Consider the following 16,192-nt stretch of genomic DNA (forward strand, 5'->3'; position numbering starts at 1 on the left):
GGCATCCGATGCGCGAGTGCGTCCCGTGAGCCCAGTGGGGAAGGCGAGGCCACGATTCGCATGCTAACCATTGGCCTCATTCCAGAGCGCCGGCCGCCTGCACCGGCGCGGTCGGCACGTCGCGATCGTGCGAGCGAACCGACGACCGCCGGCAAGATCTCCGCCGAGCACGCCATGATGACGCGCGCCGCCCGTCTATTGGCGTGCGGCAGGCCGCAGCCGCCACCCCCGGTCCACGTTCTCCACGAACCCCGCGGCGGCCAGAGCGCCGAGGCAGGCGAGTGCCGTCCCGATGTCAACACCGGCGGCGACGGCGATCGCGGCGGGACCTGTGGCGCCGCGTGCGGGGATCGCTTCGAGCACACGCCTGGTCTCGTCGTTCAGCCCGTCTCGAGGCCGCACGGGCCCGCGTTGCTCCGGTGCGAGGTCGTCACCGATGGAGCCGACCAACTCGATGATCTCTTCGGCCGAGGTGACGCAGACGGCCTTGCCCTGACGGATCAGGACGTGGCAGCCCGTGGAGACCTCCGTGGTGATGGGACCGGGCACGGCCATCAGCTGCCGGTTCAGGCCCCAGGCATGAGTGGCCGTGTTGAGCGCACCGCTGCGCGCGGCGGCCTGCACGACGACGGTCCCCCGGGACAGGGCGGCGATCACCCGATTGCGGATGAGGAACCGCAGCCGGGTGGGGTGTGCGCCCGGCGGCCACTCACTGATCACCACCCCCTGCCGGCGCACCGCACGGAACAGGTCCTCGTGCGCGCTGGGATAACACACGTCCGTCCCGCAGGCGAGCACGACGACCGTCGGTGTTCCGGACGCCAGCGCGCCCCGGTGGGCGGCGCCGTCGATCCCGTAGGCGCCACCGCTGATCACCGTCCATCCGCGCCCGCCGAGACTCATGGCGAACTCGGCCGCCACGGTCGTGCCGTACGCGGTCGCGGCCCTGGCTCCGACCAGGGAGACCGAGCGCAGGCAGGAGAAGCGCAGGTTCGCCCGTCCGTCCACCCACAGTCCGAAGGGCCTCGCGTCGCCGAGGTCGTCGAGCTGGGTGGGCCATTCGACGTCACCCGGAACGACGAGCCGCGCTCCTCGCCGCATGCCCTGCGCCAGGTCGTCTGACGGGTCCGTGTAGCGGGCCGCCCAGGCGGCCGCATGCCGGCCGAGATCCAGGTGGCGCCTGGAAGCCTCGGCGCGGTCCTTCTCATCACGCGCGAAGCCAGGGTCGAGCACGCCGCGTCTCGCCTGCTCCATGGCGCCCACCGGACCATAGCGGGCGATCAACCGGCCCATCACCGCGTCGCCTGCCTCGGCCATCCGCATGATCGCCACGCGGGCCGGCCGTTCCGCCCTTCCGGGACCGGTCGCGCCACCGGCGTCCCCAGCCGGGCCGGAGGCGTCTGCTGTCGGTGAGACGGACTTGCCGGCCGGCGCGTCGCCGGCGGTGGAGAACTCGGTCGCTTCCATCAATCCACTCCGAGCCACAGTGCGAGGGCCGCCGACGTCTCGGCCTGGCCCGGACGGTCCTTGCAGGTGAGATCCGCGATCGTCCAAGAGATGCGGAGCACGCGATCCAGGCCGCGTGCGCTGAGCGTGCCCACGTCGAGACCTCGATGGAGCGGGGCCATCGCGGCGTCGGGCAGGCGGAAATCACGGTGCAACGCGGATGGCGACACCTCCGCGTTGGTACGCCAGGGAGTGCCGGCCAACCGTCTGGCGGCCCGCTCGCGCGCCAGCCTCACCCGCTCGGCCACGGTCGCGCTGGTCTCCACGAAGTGCCGGTCCGCGAGCAACTCGGCGCGGGTGGCCCGGCCGATCTTCACCTTCACGTCGACGCGGTCCAGCAGTGGCCCAGAGAGCCGGTCGAGATAGCGGCGACGGCCCGCCGGGGTGCACTTGCAGGGGTGTCCAACCGATCCCTGCAGGCCGCACGGACACGGATTGGCCGCCAGGACCAGCATGAACCGGGCGGGAAACGTGACCGCGCCGACAGCTCGCGCGATGGTCACCGTGCCCGACTCGAGGGGTTGCCGCAGGGAGTCGAGCACGGTCGTCGCGAACTCCGGCGCCTCGTCGAGGAAGAGCACGCCTCGGTGCGCGAGCGACACCGCTCCGGGCCGCACGACGCCTCCGCTCCCACCACCCACGACGGCCGCCATCGTGGCGCTGTGATGCGGCGCCATGAAAGGGGGCCGGGTGAGCAGCGGACGCCCCGGCGGCAGCGTTCCCGCCACCGAGTGGATGGCCGACACCTCCAGGGCCGTCTCCTGGTCAAGCGGCGGCAGGAGCGTCGGCAGGCGCTCGGCGAGCATGGTTTTGCCGCTCCCCGGCGGGCCCAGCATCCAGAGGTTGTGCCCTCCGGCGGCGCACACCTCCAGCGCTTTGCGGCCCATCGGCTGCCCGGCCACATCGCACAGGTCCAGCCCCGGTGCGCCCCGGTCGCCGCCGTGCGGTCCTGCCGCACGCGACGCGTCCTCGACGCGCCCGGCGTACCCGCCATGCCCGCCATGCCCGCCACGCCCGGCGTGCTCGGCTTGCTCGGCTTGCTCGGCGTCCTGCGACAGCGAGGCGGCGTCCGCCACCACCGGAAGCCGATGCAGGTCGCCCGAGCGCAGCCACCCCACCAGTTCGGCGAGAGTGGCGACGGGAACCACGGTGAGATCGGGCACGAGAGCGGCCTCCGCGGCGTTGAGCGCGGGCACCACGACCGTGCGCACCCCCGCCTCGGCGGCGGCGAGCGCGGCCGGCAGCACGCCTCTGATCGGCCGGACCCGCCCGTCGAGACCGAGCTCGCCGAGGAACATCGGCGCCGCGATCCGCTGCGCGGGCACGGCGCCGGCCGCGCCGAGCACCGCGATCGCGATGGCCAAATCGAAGATCGATCCTCGCTTGGGCAAGGTGGCCGGGAACAGGCTCACGGTGACCCGTGCGTCGGGCCAGGCGAACCTGCTGTTGATCAGCGCGGACCTCACGCGGCCCCGGGCTTCGCTGATCGCGGTGTCGAGAAGCCCGATGAAGTGTGTCCCGGCGATGCCGGGGCCCACATCGGCCTCGACCTCCACAAGGCGTCCGGTGACGCCCACGAGGCCGACGCAATGGGTCCGGGCGACGGGCATCTCAGACCACCCCGCGTTCGTGCCTGAGTGAGAAGTCGCCGGCGAACCGCTCGATCGCGATCACGTCGACCCGTATGGTGTCGAAACGCTCCGCGTGCATGGCCAGCCATCTGACGGCCAGCGTCCGCAGGCGCAGCAGTTTCTCACCGGTCACCGCCTCGAAGGCGGTGCCGTGGCTCCGCCCGGAGCGGGTCTTCACCTCCACGATCACCAGCGCGTTGCCGTCACGGGCGACGATGTCGACCTCGCCCTCCGCGCAGCGCCAGTTGCGGTCGAGTACGCGCATGCCCTTCGCCGTGAGAAAGGTCACGGCGAGTTGTTCGCCCTGCCTGCCCAGCCGATCCTTCGCCGCCATGGGACCACCTCCGCCGCAGACACTCGCCGAAGCGGCCCCGGGCCCGTGCCACCGAACCTCTTTCTGTGGAAAAGCCCGCCGCGCGATTCGACGGCTGTGGACGGGCGGAGGAAATCGCAGGTGGGCATCGTGAGGAGGCTCTCATCGTCCACAGCCGAGGCCGGGAGCGGAAGGGGGAGGGTGGCCGAGAGCAGACTGCGATCGGCATGGATACTTGCCCCGGCTCCCGGGAGGCGGCTCTGCCGTCATGGAGCACGCCGCCGGGCATCGGGCGCCGCAGGGCATCGGCAGTGAGGAGCCGGCAGTGACCGCGAGGCTGATCAGGGAATTGGGCGCGGGCGCCGGGGTCACCCTGCCCGAGGTCCGGGTCATCGGCGAGGACCCCGTCCTGCCGTCCGTCTTCCCCCTCGGCACGATGGCCGCGGCCTCGGCCGGCGCCCTGACCGCCGCCGTCGCGGCGTACGCCGCCCGCGCTGGGGAGAGCGGCGAGGAAGGGGCCGGCGGCCGGCAGCCCACTCGCGGGGAGCTCGGCGATCCGGATGTGACGATCGATGTCCGGCACGCCGCCGTGGCATTCCAGAGCGAGAGGCATTTCCGCGCCGACGGGAAAGCCATGGACGTCTGGGCCGAGCTGTCGGGGGACTACCGCACCTCGGACGGCTGGATCCGGCTCCATTGCAACTTCGATCATCACCGTGATGCCGCCATGCGCGCGCTCGGGCTGTCGCCCGGCTCGGGCAAGGAGGACGTCGGCAGGGCGTGCGCCGGCCGCACGGCAGTGGAGATCGAGGAGGCGGTGATTCACGAGGGCGGCTGTGCGGCGGCGATGCGGAGCAGGGCCGAGTGGCTCGCGCACCCCCAGGCGCGGGCGCTGGCCGGCCTTCCTCTCGTCGGCGTCTCCCGGCTGTCAGGTGGGGACGGCCGGCCGAGCGAGACCGGCCGCAGGGGGACCGGCCGCAGCGGGGCCGATAGCGGTGGGACCGGCGGCGGGGCCGGCCGCGCGCGGGCCGGCCATACGCGCGGCGGCCCCGGCAGCGGCCTCCCGGCCGGGACGGAGCGGCCGCTCGGCGGCGTGCGAGTGCTCGACCTGACTCGCGTGATCGCCGGGCCGGTGGCCGCGCGGGCGCTCGCGGCGTACGGCGCGGACGTGCTCCATGTGGGCGCCGCACACCTGCCCGAGGTGCCGGGGCTCGTGGTGGAGACGGCGTTCGGCAAGCGGTCGTGCCACATCGACCTGCGTTCCGAGGCGGACAAGCTGCGGGAGCTGGTCCGTCAGGCCGACGTGGTCATCCAGGCGTACCGGCCCGGGGCCCTGCGGGCCAGGGGTTTCGGGCCGGACGACCTCGCCGCTCTGCGGCCCGGCATCGTCTGCGTCGACATCTCCGCGTACGGCACCCGCGGGCCATGGGCCTCAAGGAGGGGATTCGACAGCCTCGTCCAGATGGCATGCGGGATCGCCCACGAGAACGGCGACGGCCTGCGGCCGAGCCCGCTGCCCGCGCAGGCTCTCGATCACGGCACCGGCTACCTGGCCGCGTTCGGCGCGGTCGCCGCGCTGCTCCGGCGGGCGGCCGAGGGTGGCTCGTGGCACGTCGAGGTGTCATTGGCGAGGACCGCGGCGTGGCTCGACGATCTCGGCAGGATCGACGGGGCGGGGGTGCGGCAGCCCCGGGTGGAGGATCTGCTGGCGACGATGGACAGCTCCTTCGGCACGCTCACCTATGTGACCCCGCCCGGCGCCGTCGACGGGACGCGGCCGCACTGGACGAGCCCGCCGCCCCGCCAGGGGGAGCACCCCGCGGCATGGGCTCCGTCCCCCTGACGACAGCCGTCCCCCTGACGACAACGGACGCCTGCCGGGCCCGGCCGTTGCGACGTCTGTGAGGCGTGCGCGGGAGAGCGCGGGGAGGCGGCGGGGCGATAGCCGGCGGGGCGGGTGCGTGTGAAGGAGGAAGGCCGGCAGGGCACTGCTCGGCGAAGGCCCTGTGCCAGCTGGTTCCGGCAGGCCGAGGGGGATCGGCGGGGCCGGTGGTGGTGTGACGGCGTGCTGATCCGGCAAGGGTCAACTGAAGGGGCGGATCCGGGTAGACTGTTCGACGGCCTGCTAGGCGGGCCGAATTCGCACGCCCACTCACGAGCCGCCTTCTCGGTCCGGACCGCGTCCGGTGAAAGCGGCCCGGGGCGTCAGGGCGCGGGCAAGACGCCCGCGTGACCAACCGAGACCGTGCCCGAGGGCACACGACCATGGAGGACCATCACCATGGCCCCTGTCGTCACCATGCGGCAGCTGCTGGAGAGCGGCGTCCACTTCGGCCACCAGACCCGTCGGTGGAACCCGAAGATGAAGCGCTTCATCTTCACCGAGCGCAACGGCATCTACATCATCGACCTGCAGAAGTCGCTGTCGTTCATCGACCGTGCCTACGACTTCGTGAAGGAGACCGTCGCGCACGGCGGCACCATCATGTTCATCGGCACGAAGAAGCAGGCGCAGGAGTCGATCGTCGAGCAGGCGTCGCGCGTCGGCATGCCGTACGTGAACCAGCGCTGGCTGGGCGGCATGCTCACCAACTTCTCCACCGTGCACAAGAGGCTCCAGCGGCTGAAGGAGCTCGAGGAGCTCGACTTCGACAACGTGGCAGGCTCCGGGCTCACCAAGAAGGAGCTCCTGATGCGCCGCCGCGAGAAGGAGAAGCTGGAGCGCACCCTCGGCGGTATCCGTGACATGGCCCGCGTCCCGAGCGCGGTCTGGGTCGTGGACACCAAGAAGGAGCACATCGCGATCAACGAGGCCAAGAAGCTCGGCATCCCGGTCGTCGCGATCCTGGACACGAACTGTGACCCGGACGAGGTCGACTACCCGATCCCGGGCAACGACGACGCCATCCGCGCCGTCAGCCTCCTCACTCGCGTGATCGCCGACGCCGTCGCCGACGGCCTCATGACCCGTGCGGGCGCCGGCCGCGGTGACGAGAAGCCCGCGGGCGTCGCCGCCGCCGAGCCGCTGGCCGAGTGGGAGCGCGAGCTCCTCGAGGGCGGCGAGGCCGCCCCGGCCGCCGAGACCGCCGAGGCCCCGGCCGCCGAGGCTCCGGCCGCTGAGGCTCCGGCTGCCGAGGCTCCGGTCGCCGAGGAGCCCGCGCAGGGCGAGCAGGCCTGACGAACGACCACGGATCCCCGCCGGGCGCGGCGCCTCCGGCCGGCCGCGACGGCGGGGATCTCCCAGGGAACGACCTGGTTCCGGTGCGGTAGGGCGACGCCCGCCGCGCTGAGGGCTTCACCGGGTGGGTGCTCGGCACGGGTGCCCACCCCCCAGACGATTCGCATCCGGGTCCCGAAGAGGAAATTGGACAATGGCTTCCGTAAACATGGCCGACGTCAAGCGGCTTCGCGAGCTGACCGCCGCCGGCATGATGGACTGCAAGAAGGCGCTCGAGGAGTCCGAGGGCGACTTCGACAAGGCCGTCGACATCCTGCGTCTGAAGGGCGCCAAGGACGTCGGCAAGCGCGAGGCCCGCACCGCGTCGAACGGCCTGGTCGCCGTCAAGCACGAGGGCGACTCCCTCGCGGCGCTGCTTGAGCTCAACTGCGAGACCGACTTCGTCGCCAAGAACGAGCGTTTCCAGGAGCTCGCCGCCGACATCGTCGCGCACATCGTCGCGACCAAGCCCGCCGACGTGCCGACCCTGCTCGAGTCCGAGCTGAACGGCAAGACCGTCAAGGAGCTGCTCGACGAGGCCAACGCGGCGCTCGGCGAGAAGATCGAGATCCGCCGGTTCGCGGTGCTGGAGGGTGGCTTCATCACCTCCTACATGCACAAGACCGACCCGCAGCTCCCGCCGGCCGTGGGCGTGCTCGTGCAGCTCGACACGCCGAACGCCGAGGTCGCCAAGGACATCGCCCAGCACACCGCCGCGATGGCGCCGAAGTACCTCAGCCCCGCCGAGGTGCCCGCCGAGGTCATCGAGAAGGAGCGGTCGCTGTTCGAGCAGATGACCCGCGAGGAGGGCAAGCCCGAGGGCGCCATCCCGAAGATCGTCGACGGCCGGGTCAACGGCTGGTACAAGGACTTCACCCTGCTGGAGCAGGCGTTCGTGAAGGACAACAAGAAGACGATCGCGAAGTTCGCGGACGAGGCCGGCGTCAAGGTCCTGGCCTTCACCCGCTACAAGGTCGGCCAGGCTTAGGCTTACTGCCAGGAGCTTTTCGACCCGCGCTACATCCGAGGAGGCCGCCGCCGTGCAGGAGAACACCAGACCCGCCACGCCGGCGGCTTCGTCGTACGACGGGCCGCTGCGCTGGAAGCGGGTGATGCTGAAGCTGTCGGGTGAGGCGTTCGCGGGCGGGGAGTCCCTCGGGATCGACCCGCGCGTCGTCGCCCAGCTGGCGGACTCGGTCGCCGAAGCGGTCCGTGAGGGCGTGCAGGTGGCGGTCGTCGTCGGCGGCGGCAACATGTTCCGCGGCGCCGCCCTGTCGCAGGGCGGCATGGACCGCGCCCGGGCCGACTACATGGGCATGCTCGGGACCGTCATCAACTGTCTCGCCCTGCAGGACTTCCTGGAGAAGCGCGGCATCGACACCCGTGTGCAGACCGCGATCACGATGCAGCAGGTGGCCGAGCCGTTCCTGCCGCGCCGTGCGATCCGCCACCTGGAGAAGGGCCGCGTGGTCATCTTCGGCGCGGGGCTCGGCTCGCCGTTCTTCTCGACCGACACCTGCGCCGCACAGCGCGCGCTGGAGATCGGCGCCGAGGCGTTGCTCAAGGGCACCCAGGTCGACGGCGTGTACGACTCGGACCCGCGCAAGAACCCCGACGCGGTCCGATTCGACCAGCTTGATTACGGTGAGGTGCTGACGCGGGGCCTCGGGGTCATGGACGCCACCGCGATCAGCCTGTGCATGGACAACGGCCTGCCCATCGTGGTCTTCGATCTCATGGGCGAGGGCAACATCCTCCGGGCGGTCCGTGGTGAGAAGATCGGCACGCTGGTGAGTCCGGCAGGGAAGTAGGGAGCCGCAGTGATCGACGAAACCCTCCTCGAGGCCGAGGAGAAGATGGACAAGGCGGTGACGGTCGCCAAGGACGACTTCGCGAGCATCCGCACCGGCCGTGTGACGCCCTCGATGTTCAACAAGATCAATGTTGATTACTATGGGTCGCCGACGCCGATCCAGCAGCTCGCGTCGTTCCACGTCCCCGAGGCGCGCATGGTGCTCGTGCAGCCCTACGACAAGGGCTCGCTGACCGCGGTCGAGAGGGCCATCCGCGACAGCGACCTCGGCGTCAACCCGAGCAACGACGGCACCGTGATCCGCGTGGTGTTCCCCGAGCTGTCGGAGGAGCGCCGCAAGGAGTACATCAAGGTCGCCCGCAACAAGGCGGAGCACGGCCGGGTGTCCGTACGGAACATCCGCCGGCACGCCAAGGAGACCCTCGACAAGCTCGTCAAGGACGGCGAGGCCGGCGAGGACGAGGTCCATCGTGCGGTCAAGGAGCTCGACGACCTCACCCAGAAGCACGTCGCGAAGATCGACGAGCTGCTGAAGCACAAGGAAGCCGAGCTGCTCGAGGTCTGACGTCGCGGCCCGGAGAGCGGGCCGTACGGCACGACCGTGATCCTTGTGCCGCACCGCGCGAGCGGAGCGGCGCAAGGATCACGCGCATATAGAGAGTTGGGACGCTGTGGACGGAACTGCTGCCGCCGGCGACCGGAACCCGGCGGGGGGCCCGGCGGGCCCCTCCGGCGATGCCGCCGAGAAGCCCTCGGGCCGCACGGGCCGCAACCTTCCGGCAGCGGTGGGGGTCGGCCTCGCGCTCGGCGCGGTGGTCATCGGCTCGCTCTACTTTGTCAAGGTCGCCTTCCTCGTCGTGGTCCTCGTGGCCATCGGCGTCGGCATCCACGAGATCGTCAAGGCGTTCGGCGGGTTCGGCATCCGGGTGCCGCTGCCGCCCCTGCTGGCCGGCATGGCGGCCATGGTGCTCGGGCCCTTCTGGGGCGGCACGTCGTTCCTGGTCGGCGCGTTCGCCGTGACCGTGATGGTGCTGCTGACCTGGCGCATGTTCCAGGGCGCCGAAGGCTTTGTCAGGGACGCGACCGCCGCGGTGTTCGTCTCCGTCTATCCGGCGCTGCTCGCGGGGTTCGTGCCGTTGCTGCTGGCTCCCGAGGACGGGCCGGACCGCGTGATCGTCTTCGTCGTGGTCACCGTGTGCAGCGACATCGGGGGATATTTCGCCGGGATCTTCTTCGGCAAGCACCGGATGTCGCCGCACATCAGCCCGAAGAAGACCTGGGAGGGCTTCGCCGGGTCCACCCTCGCCTGCGTCGTGGGCGGCGCGTTACTGGTCCACTTCCTGTTGCAGGGCGAGTACTGGGAAGGCGCCGTCGTCGGCCTGGCGGGAGTCGTGTGCGCGACGCTCGGCGACCTCGTCGAGTCGGTGATCAAGCGTGACATCGGCATCAAGGACATGGGCACGTTGCTGCCGGGGCATGGCGGGGCGATGGACCGCCTCGACTCGCTGCTGTTCACGCTCGTCCCCGTGTGGCTGTTGCTCACGCTCCTGGTCCCGGTCGCCTGACAGGCCGGTCCGGGTCCCGGCCCGGCGCCCCACGCGTCAGATCCGGCTGGTCATCGCCAACCGTTCGCTGATCGCGCGATGGCCGTGATCGGCCACGAGGCGGAGTTCGGACTCGGTGAGCGGAAGCAGCCACAGCCACCGTACGGCGTCACCGCCGAACATGAATCCCGACATGTCCGGTAGTCCGGGCGGGTCCATCAGCATGAGCACCCCCTGGTGCCCGCCGTCCAGCGGGAACGTGACCGGGTTCTGGAACCAGCGGGCCGTGTGCCCGTGCCCCAGCCATGTCACCGAGCGCCACGGATACTGCCCGAGCCAGGCGAACAGCCGTGCGGCGACCCTCGGATCCTGCCTGGTCGCCAGCGCCAGTTCCACCCGGCACGCCGTGTCGTACATCTCCGCGGCGGGCATCCGCTGGCAGCTCATGCCGACCGTGGACAGGACCGTGTAGTCCCGCGTGAACGTGGGCGGGCGCTCGCTGACGCCCACCAGGGGGAACCGGTCGCCGCCGACGTCCCAGTAGCGGCCGGGCGTCCCGAGCCTGCTGTCCAGGTGGCCGAGCACGAACTGCTGGTAGGTGGCCCAGCTGCCCTCCGCCTGCCGCCACCGCCAGTACGCGCGGGCCTTCGCCACCCGGGGGGAAAGGCCCTCCAGCGCCTCGCCGAGCGGCCAGGCGAAAGGCGACTCCCCGACGGCGTCCCGCGCGTACCCGGGCAGGCCGCGCTCCATGTCGGCCCACGCCGGAATGACCGCCAGGAGCGTGTCGTTCTCGTACAGGGCGACGCCGTCGCCCTCCTCGAACCACAGCACCGACAGCGACTCCGCGTCCAGGGGCGGCCGGCCGGAGGGATGCGCGGTGTGCGCCTCGGGCATCACCGGCGGCAGCCCGGCGTCGGCCCGGCCGACATCGGCCTCGGCGGGCGCGGGGACGTGGTTGGCCAGCCAGACCGCTCCGTGGACGATCCCCTCCGCGCCACGAAGGTAAGCTACGGAGGAGGTCCGGTCGGCTTCGATCGTCAGTGTGCGGCTCCCGTAGGGGTTGGTGCTGGTGAGCACGACAGTGGTGTCCACACCTCACCTCTCGTACGCCTCCGGGATTCGACCGCCAGACAGAATGTAAAGCCGGTTGCGCCAGTCGTTAAGACCATGGCCGCGGATGATGGAAAGGGTTTTGCGTGAGCGAGCAGCCGAAGACCGGGCAGCTGACCTTCGTGGCGCCCCGCAGGGCCAAGCCGCAGCGCCACCTCGCCGACCTGACCATGGCAGAACGCAGGGCGGCGGTGGCGGAGCTGGGGGAGAAGCCGTTCCGCGCCGACCAGCTCTCCCGCCACTACTTCACCCGGCTGACCGGCTCTCCCGAGCAGATGACCGATCTGCCGGGCGCGCTGCGCGAGCGGCTGGTCGAGCAGCTCATGCCCCCGCTGCTGACCTCCGTGCGCGAGATCACCTGTGACGGTGGCATGACGCGCAAGACGCTGTGGAAGCTGTTCGACGGCTCGCTGGTCGAGTCGGTCCTGATGCGTTACCCCGACCGCGTCACGATGTGCGTCTCCTCCCAGGCCGGGTGCGGCATGAACTGCCCGTTCTGCGCGACGGGCCAGGCCGGGCTCACCCGCAACATGTCCACCGCCGAGATCGTCGAGCAGGTCGTCGCGGGCGCGCGGGCGCTGGCCGGCGGCGAGGTCCCGGGCGGTCCCGGACGGGTGACCAACGTGGTCTTCATGGGCATGGGCGAGCCGATGGCCAACTACAAGGCCGTCATCGGCGCCGTCCGCCGCCTGGTCGACCCCGCGCCGGAGGGCCTCGGCATCTCGGCGCGCGGCGTCACGGTGTCGACGGTCGGCCTGGTGCCGGCGATCGGCAAGCTCGCCGACGAGGGCCTGCCGGTGACGCTCGCCGTCTCCCTGCACGCGCCGGACGACGAGCTCAGGGACACGCTCGTGCCGATCAACACTCGGTGGAAGGTCGCCGAGGTGCTCGACGCGGCCTGGAGCTACGCGGCCAAGACCAAGCGGCGCGTGTCCATCGAGTACGCCCTGATCAAGGACATCAACGACCAGGAGTGGCGGGCCGACCTGCTCGGCCGCCTGCTCAAGGGCAAGCTCGTGCACGTCAACCTGATCCCGCTCAACCCCACGCCCGGCTCGAAGTGGACCGCTTCACGTCCCGAGGACGAGCGGGCGTTCGTACGCCGCCTGGAGTCCCACGGGGTCGCCGTCACCGTACGGGACACCCGGGGGCGGGAGATCGACGGGGCGTGCGGGCAGCTCGCCGCGGCGCCCCAATAGCCGCCGCCTCAGTGGTGGCCTAGGGTCGCGTGCGGCGCAGCCAGGTGTAGGCCGCCAGTCCGATCGCGGGCCACAGCAGCGACTGCACCGTGATCAGGGGCAGCCCGGACAGCAGCACACCGTGATGGGCGTCCCGCATCCAGGCCATGACCGGCACGGTGAGCCAGCGGGCACCGGCCATGCTGAGCACCAGCATCGACAGGTAGCCGAGGATCAGGGCGATCGTGGAGACCGCGGGAGAGGGCAGGATCGGGCGGCTCGTCAACGCCCCGAGCGCGACCCCCGCCGTCGCGGACAGCAGATGCAGCCACACCCCGGCCAGGAGCACGGTGAGGGTGGGGGAGGCGTCGAGGCGGAGGAGCAGCACGGCCTCGGCGAGCGAGGCCAGGACGAGCAGCGACGCGAACGCCGCCAGGAGGCCGCTCACCAGCTCCCTCGGCCCCAGCGCGGACAGGGCGACGCTGCGCTGCTCGTCGGGTTCCGTGTCGAGCAGGCCACGCGCGGCCCAGGCGAGCACCGGCACGAGCATGGCCGCCGAGTCCGCGGTGGCCCCGATCTCCTGACCGGCGGGAATGGAGCCGGCGTAGAGGACCGCGAGCAGCGCCAGCAGCGCGATCAGCGGTTGGAGAGCCCGGTGTGAGGCGACGTAACCGGCCAGGCGGAACCTCGCCAGCGCCATGACGGGTGTCATCCGGCGGCCTCCCCGGCGACGCGGGCCGTGATGCGCCCCGTGATATGCACCGTGCAGCCCTCGGCGCGCAGGCGGTCGGCCAGGTCCGAGGCCCTCGACGGGTCCACCGCCACCTCCAGCACGGTCAGGGCCGTCTCGCCGGCCTCCTCGACCGGTTCGAGTTCCCGTACGACCCGGTCGCGGACCTCGCAGCGGCGCAGACCGGGAAAGGCGCGCAGATCACCCTGGTGGTCGCTCACTACCACGATCCCTCCACGCGCGCTGACGTCCCCGATGATCCTGGGGAGTTCGGCGCGGGTGGCGGCGTCGAGACCGGCGAAGGGCTCGTCGAGCACGAGCAGCCCCGGCTCCGCGAGCAGTGCCTGCGCGAGCCCCACCTTGTGCGCGCTGCCCTTGGACAGATCGGGCAGGCGCTGCCCGAGCAGGTGGTCCATGCCGAGCCGCTCGCTCCACCTGCCGATCGCGTCCGTGCTCACCCTCCGGACCGCCGCCATGTGCCGCAGGTAGGACGCCACGGTGAACGGCTGGTCCGCGGGGAACCGCTCGGGGGCGTACCCGACGACCCTGGGGCGGTCCTCGACGCTACCGCGTACGGGCCTGAGCAGCCCGGCGACCAGTCGCAGGAGAGTCGACTTGCCCGTGCCGTTGGGCCCGGTGACCTCGACCACGTCCCCCGCGTCGAGGACCAGGTCGGCGTCGGACAGGATCCAGGGGTCGCGCCGTCCATACCGGAAGGAGAGGCTGGCGATCCGCATAGTTTTTTGAGCCTATCGGGATGTTCCTCCCGGCGTACGAACATCGGTCGATCTTTGGGTCTCGCCTTTCTGTTGGGACTCCCGTCAAAATGGACGGGCGTCAGCAACGGGCAGGGAGGTGTGGTGGTGAACCGCTTTCCCCGCGTCATGGCCGTGCGCCTGGGCTATGACCCCGGACAGGTCGACGACTTCGTGCGCAGGATCGAGCGGACGCTCGGGCTCGGCCCGCTCGACGGGCCGCCGGTGACGGCCGACGAGATCAGGAACGCGAAGTTCGCCGTCAAGCTCGGGGGTTACAACGAGACGGCGGTGGACTTCGCGCTCGACGCGTTCATCGTGGCGGTCGAGGCGAGGGCGGGCCAGGACATCGCGACCGCCCCGGCCGCGCCGCGCAGACCGGCCGTGTCGCCGCCGTCCGCCGCCGAAAGGCCCGCAGTCAGGAACGCCGCCGTCGAAGGGCCCGCCGTCAGGACGCCCGCCGTCACAAAGCCCGAGCCCGCCGCTCCGAAGCCCGCCGACCTGGCCGTGGCGGCTTCGTCCCCCCGTACGCGTGCCGAGGAGCGGGCGCGATCGGACACGGCCCCCGCGAAGGCCGCCGGCCCCGGGGAGTCCTGGCTGGAGACGCAGGCGGCCCGGGTGGAGCGCGTGGCCTTCCGTCCGGGGCGGCTCGGCATGGGCTACCGCGAGGAGGAGGTCGACGCGTTCCTCGACCGGGTGGTGGCGACGCTGCGCGGGACGGCGGCCGAGCCGTTGACGGCCGAGCAGGTCAGGAAGGCCACGTTCGCCACCGTCGTGTTCCGGCCCGGCTATGCGATCCACGAGGTGGACGGCTTCCTGGCCGAGATGGCGAGCGTGCTCGAGCGCTGCCCCTGACGCGATCCGCAAAGCTCGTAAATCGCAATTTTTGTGGCGCAATGCAGCACGATAGGGATCATGCTGCGAAGATCATCCCCCCTGGCGGCGTTCGTCGCCACCGGTCTCACCTTGATCATTCCCCTGCCGGCCGTGCCGGCCCACGCGAGCACCGGCTCCGGCGCCTACGTTCCCGGCTCGGCCGGTCTCGGCGACCCGTACTTCCCCCAGGCGGGCAACGGCGGATACGACGTCGGCCACTACACGATCCGGCTGCGGTTCACGCCGAAGACCCGTCACCTCGGAGCCACGACGACGATCACGGCGACGGCGACCGAGAACCTGTCCCGGTTCGACCTCGACTTCTCCGGGCCGGAGATCGGCAAGGTGGAGGTGAACGGCGAGCGGGCCTCGTACGCCCGGAAGGGTCAGGAGCTCGTCGTCACGCCCCGGCACGGACTGCCGTCCGGGAAGACGTTCACCGTCGAGGTGTCCTACGCCGGGCGGCCAAAGGCGATCAAGGACAGGGCGCTCGGCGTCACCGGCTGGCTCGACACCAAGGACGGCGCCGTCGTGCTGGCCGAGCCGGACGGCGCCCGTAGCTGGTTCCCGGTCAACGACAACCCGCGGGACAAGGCCACCTACACCTTCGAGATCACCGCGCCCGAGGGGCTGACGGTCCTGGCCAACGGCGAGCCGAAGAACTCCGGCGTCGCCGGCCCGCGGGGCGGCTACAGGACCTCGAAGTGGGAGATGCGCCGGCCCATGGCGTCCTACCTCGCCATGGTCGCGATCGGGAAGTTCACGGTCAGCCGGGGCACCGTCGACGGCATGCCCAACATCACGGCCTACGATCCCTCCCTGGCCAAGGAGTTCAAGCACCTGCACGGCACCACCGCCAAGGCGATCACATGGGAGTCGAAGATCTTCGGCGACTACCCGTTCTCCTCCACGGGCGGCATCGCCGACCGGCTCGGCGTCTACTACGCGCTGGAGACGCAGGGCAGACCGGTGTACGACGCGGGCATGGCGGACGAGCCGACGATCGTGCACGAACTGGCCCACCAGTGGTTCGGCGACAGCGTCGGCCTGCGCAGCTGGAAGGACATCTGGCTGAACGAGGGCTTCGCGTCGTACGCCGAGTGGCTGTATCAGGAGCAGCACGGCGGTCCCTCCGCAGAGAAGACCTTCGCCGAGCACTACAGGCACAAGGCCGGCAGCGCCTTCTGGAAGCTCAAGACCGGCGACCCGGGCCGCAACGGCATGTTCGACTGGAACGCGATCTACGTCCGCGGCGCCATGACCGTGCACGCACTGCGCAGGAAGATCGGCGACGAGACGTTCTTCACGCTGCTGCGCACGTGGACGAAGGAGAACCGGCACTCCACCGTCACCACCGAGGACCTCATCGCCCTGGCGGAACGGCTGTCCGGTCAGAACCTGGACAACCTGTTCGACGCGTGGCTGTACAAGGCGGCCAAGCCGAAGCTGTGACCGGCGCGGGTCGCGGGCGGCCGATGACACGGCCGCCCGCTCCTCGGGACGGCGCCGGGGCAGCGCG

The 16,192-nt window shown here is 71.2% G+C and carries 15 protein-coding genes; 9 read left to right on the forward strand and 6 right to left on the reverse strand.

The window, feature by feature from the left end; translation table 11 throughout:
• Positions 1 to 195: 195 nt before the first annotated feature.
• The 3 genes from dprA to HHX35_RS25730 are packed head-to-tail and all read right to left on the reverse strand — an operon-like array spanning position 196 to position 3,471.
• Complete coding sequence (gene dprA, locus HHX35_RS25720) at positions 196 to 1,467, reverse strand: DNA-processing protein DprA (protein WP_259405377.1); 1,272 nt, start codon at positions 1,465 to 1,467, stop codon at positions 196 to 198.
• Positions 1,467 to 3,116: a YifB family Mg chelatase-like AAA ATPase gene (locus tag HHX35_RS25725; protein ID WP_182901268.1), complete on the reverse strand. Its 1,650-nt coding sequence runs from the start codon at positions 3,114 to 3,116 to the stop codon at positions 1,467 to 1,469. Before HHX35_RS25725 ends, dprA begins: the two co-directional genes overlap by 1 nt.
• A 1-nt stretch (position 3,117) precedes the next feature.
• On the reverse strand, positions 3,118 to 3,471 hold the full coding sequence (locus tag HHX35_RS25730) for a YraN family protein (protein ID WP_182901269.1): 354 nt from the start codon (positions 3,469 to 3,471) through the stop codon (positions 3,118 to 3,120).
• 304 nt (positions 3,472 to 3,775) lie between these two features.
• On the opposite strand from HHX35_RS25730, the gene HHX35_RS25735 reads away from it, so the two are divergent.
• The 6 genes from HHX35_RS25735 to HHX35_RS25760 all read left to right on the forward strand — a co-directional run bounded on the left by HHX35_RS25735 (position 3,776) and on the right by HHX35_RS25760 (position 10,045).
• A complete protein-coding gene (locus HHX35_RS25735; protein WP_310739306.1) occupies positions 3,776 to 5,293 on the forward strand; it encodes a CoA transferase in 1,518 nt (505 codons plus the stop codon).
• 438 nt (positions 5,294 to 5,731) lie between these two features.
• Positions 5,732 to 6,628 (forward strand): 30S ribosomal protein S2, encoded by an 897-nt coding sequence (gene rpsB / locus HHX35_RS25740; RefSeq protein ID WP_182901271.1) that lies wholly within the window; start codon positions 5,732 to 5,734, stop codon positions 6,626 to 6,628.
• Positions 6,629 to 6,821: 193 nt separating this feature from the next.
• Positions 6,822 to 7,655 (forward strand): translation elongation factor Ts, encoded by an 834-nt coding sequence (gene tsf, locus HHX35_RS25745; RefSeq protein WP_182901272.1) that lies wholly within the window; start codon positions 6,822 to 6,824, stop codon positions 7,653 to 7,655.
• Positions 7,656 to 7,707: 52 nt separating this feature from the next.
• Complete coding sequence (gene pyrH, locus HHX35_RS25750; protein ID WP_030511713.1) at positions 7,708 to 8,478, forward strand: UMP kinase; 771 nt, start codon at positions 7,708 to 7,710, stop codon at positions 8,476 to 8,478.
• 9 nt (positions 8,479 to 8,487) lie between these two features.
• The gene (gene frr, locus HHX35_RS25755) at positions 8,488 to 9,045 is read left to right on the forward strand and encodes a ribosome recycling factor (protein WP_139580165.1); all 558 of its coding nucleotides are present in this window, start codon (positions 8,488 to 8,490) and stop codon (positions 9,043 to 9,045) included.
• A gap of 106 nt (positions 9,046 to 9,151) precedes the next feature.
• The gene (locus HHX35_RS25760; RefSeq protein ID WP_182901273.1) at positions 9,152 to 10,045 is read left to right on the forward strand and encodes a phosphatidate cytidylyltransferase; all 894 of its coding nucleotides are present in this window, start codon (positions 9,152 to 9,154) and stop codon (positions 10,043 to 10,045) included.
• 36 nt (positions 10,046 to 10,081) lie between these two features.
• Here the strand turns inward: HHX35_RS25760 and HHX35_RS25765 are convergent, their stop codons facing one another.
• Positions 10,082 to 11,116 carry a suppressor of fused domain protein gene (locus HHX35_RS25765; RefSeq protein ID WP_182901274.1) on the reverse strand — a complete coding sequence of 345 codons (1,035 nt, stop codon included), beginning with the start codon at positions 11,114 to 11,116 and terminating at the stop codon, positions 10,082 to 10,084.
• Between the two features lie 104 nt (positions 11,117 to 11,220).
• Between HHX35_RS25765 and rlmN the strand changes: the two genes are divergently transcribed.
• Positions 11,221 to 12,333 (forward strand): 23S rRNA (adenine(2503)-C(2))-methyltransferase RlmN, encoded by a 1,113-nt coding sequence (rlmN, locus tag HHX35_RS25770; RefSeq protein WP_182901275.1) that lies wholly within the window; start codon positions 11,221 to 11,223, stop codon positions 12,331 to 12,333.
• 19 nt (positions 12,334 to 12,352) lie between these two features.
• On the opposite strand, the gene HHX35_RS25775 is transcribed toward rlmN, so the two are convergent.
• On the reverse strand, positions 12,353 to 13,024 hold the full coding sequence (locus HHX35_RS25775) for a hypothetical protein (protein WP_182901276.1): 672 nt from the start codon (positions 13,022 to 13,024) through the stop codon (positions 12,353 to 12,355).
• A complete protein-coding gene (locus HHX35_RS25780) occupies positions 13,021 to 13,779 on the reverse strand; it encodes an ATP-binding cassette domain-containing protein (RefSeq protein WP_182901277.1) in 759 nt (252 codons plus the stop codon). The genes HHX35_RS25775 and HHX35_RS25780 overlap by 4 nt, the downstream gene beginning before the upstream one ends.
• A gap of 126 nt (positions 13,780 to 13,905) precedes the next feature.
• Here HHX35_RS25780 and HHX35_RS25785 point away from each other — a divergent pair, with 126 nt between their 5' ends.
• Both HHX35_RS25785 and HHX35_RS25790 read left to right on the forward strand, forming a co-directional pair.
• A complete protein-coding gene (locus tag HHX35_RS25785) occupies positions 13,906 to 14,652 on the forward strand; it encodes a DivIVA domain-containing protein (RefSeq protein WP_182901278.1) in 747 nt (248 codons plus the stop codon).
• A gap of 60 nt (positions 14,653 to 14,712) precedes the next feature.
• A complete protein-coding gene (locus HHX35_RS25790; RefSeq protein WP_182901279.1) occupies positions 14,713 to 16,125 on the forward strand; it encodes a M1 family metallopeptidase in 1,413 nt (470 codons plus the stop codon).
• The last annotated feature ends 67 nt before the right edge of the window (positions 16,126 to 16,192 follow it).

This window comes from Microbispora sp. H10830 (genome assembly GCF_014161375.1).
Lineage (GTDB): Bacteria > Actinomycetota > Actinomycetes > Streptosporangiales > Streptosporangiaceae > Microbispora > Microbispora catharanthi.

Bases quoted from the DNA above. Each gene is read 5' to 3' on its own strand.
- rpsB (WP_182901271.1), top strand. From the start codon at position 5,732: ATGGCCCCTGTCGTCACCATGCGGCAGCTGCTGGAGAGCGGCGTCCAC.
- HHX35_RS25790 (WP_182901279.1), top strand. From the start codon at position 14,713: ATGCTGCGAAGATCATCCCCCCTGGCGGCGTTCGTCGCCACCGGTCTC.
- dprA (WP_259405377.1), bottom strand. From the start codon at position 1,467: ATGGAAGCGACCGAGTTCTCCACCGCCGGCGACGCGCCGGCCGGCAAG.
- HHX35_RS25775 (WP_182901276.1), bottom strand. From the start codon at position 13,024: ATGACACCCGTCATGGCGCTGGCGAGGTTCCGCCTGGCCGGTTACGTC.
- HHX35_RS25780 (WP_182901277.1), bottom strand. From the start codon at position 13,779: ATGCGGATCGCCAGCCTCTCCTTCCGGTATGGACGGCGCGACCCCTGG.
- HHX35_RS25725 (WP_182901268.1), bottom strand. From the start codon at position 3,116: ATGCCCGTCGCCCGGACCCATTGCGTCGGCCTCGTGGGCGTCACCGGA.
- tsf (WP_182901272.1), top strand. From the start codon at position 6,822: ATGGCTTCCGTAAACATGGCCGACGTCAAGCGGCTTCGCGAGCTGACC.
- HHX35_RS25730 (WP_182901269.1), bottom strand. From the start codon at position 3,471: ATGGCGGCGAAGGATCGGCTGGGCAGGCAGGGCGAACAACTCGCCGTG.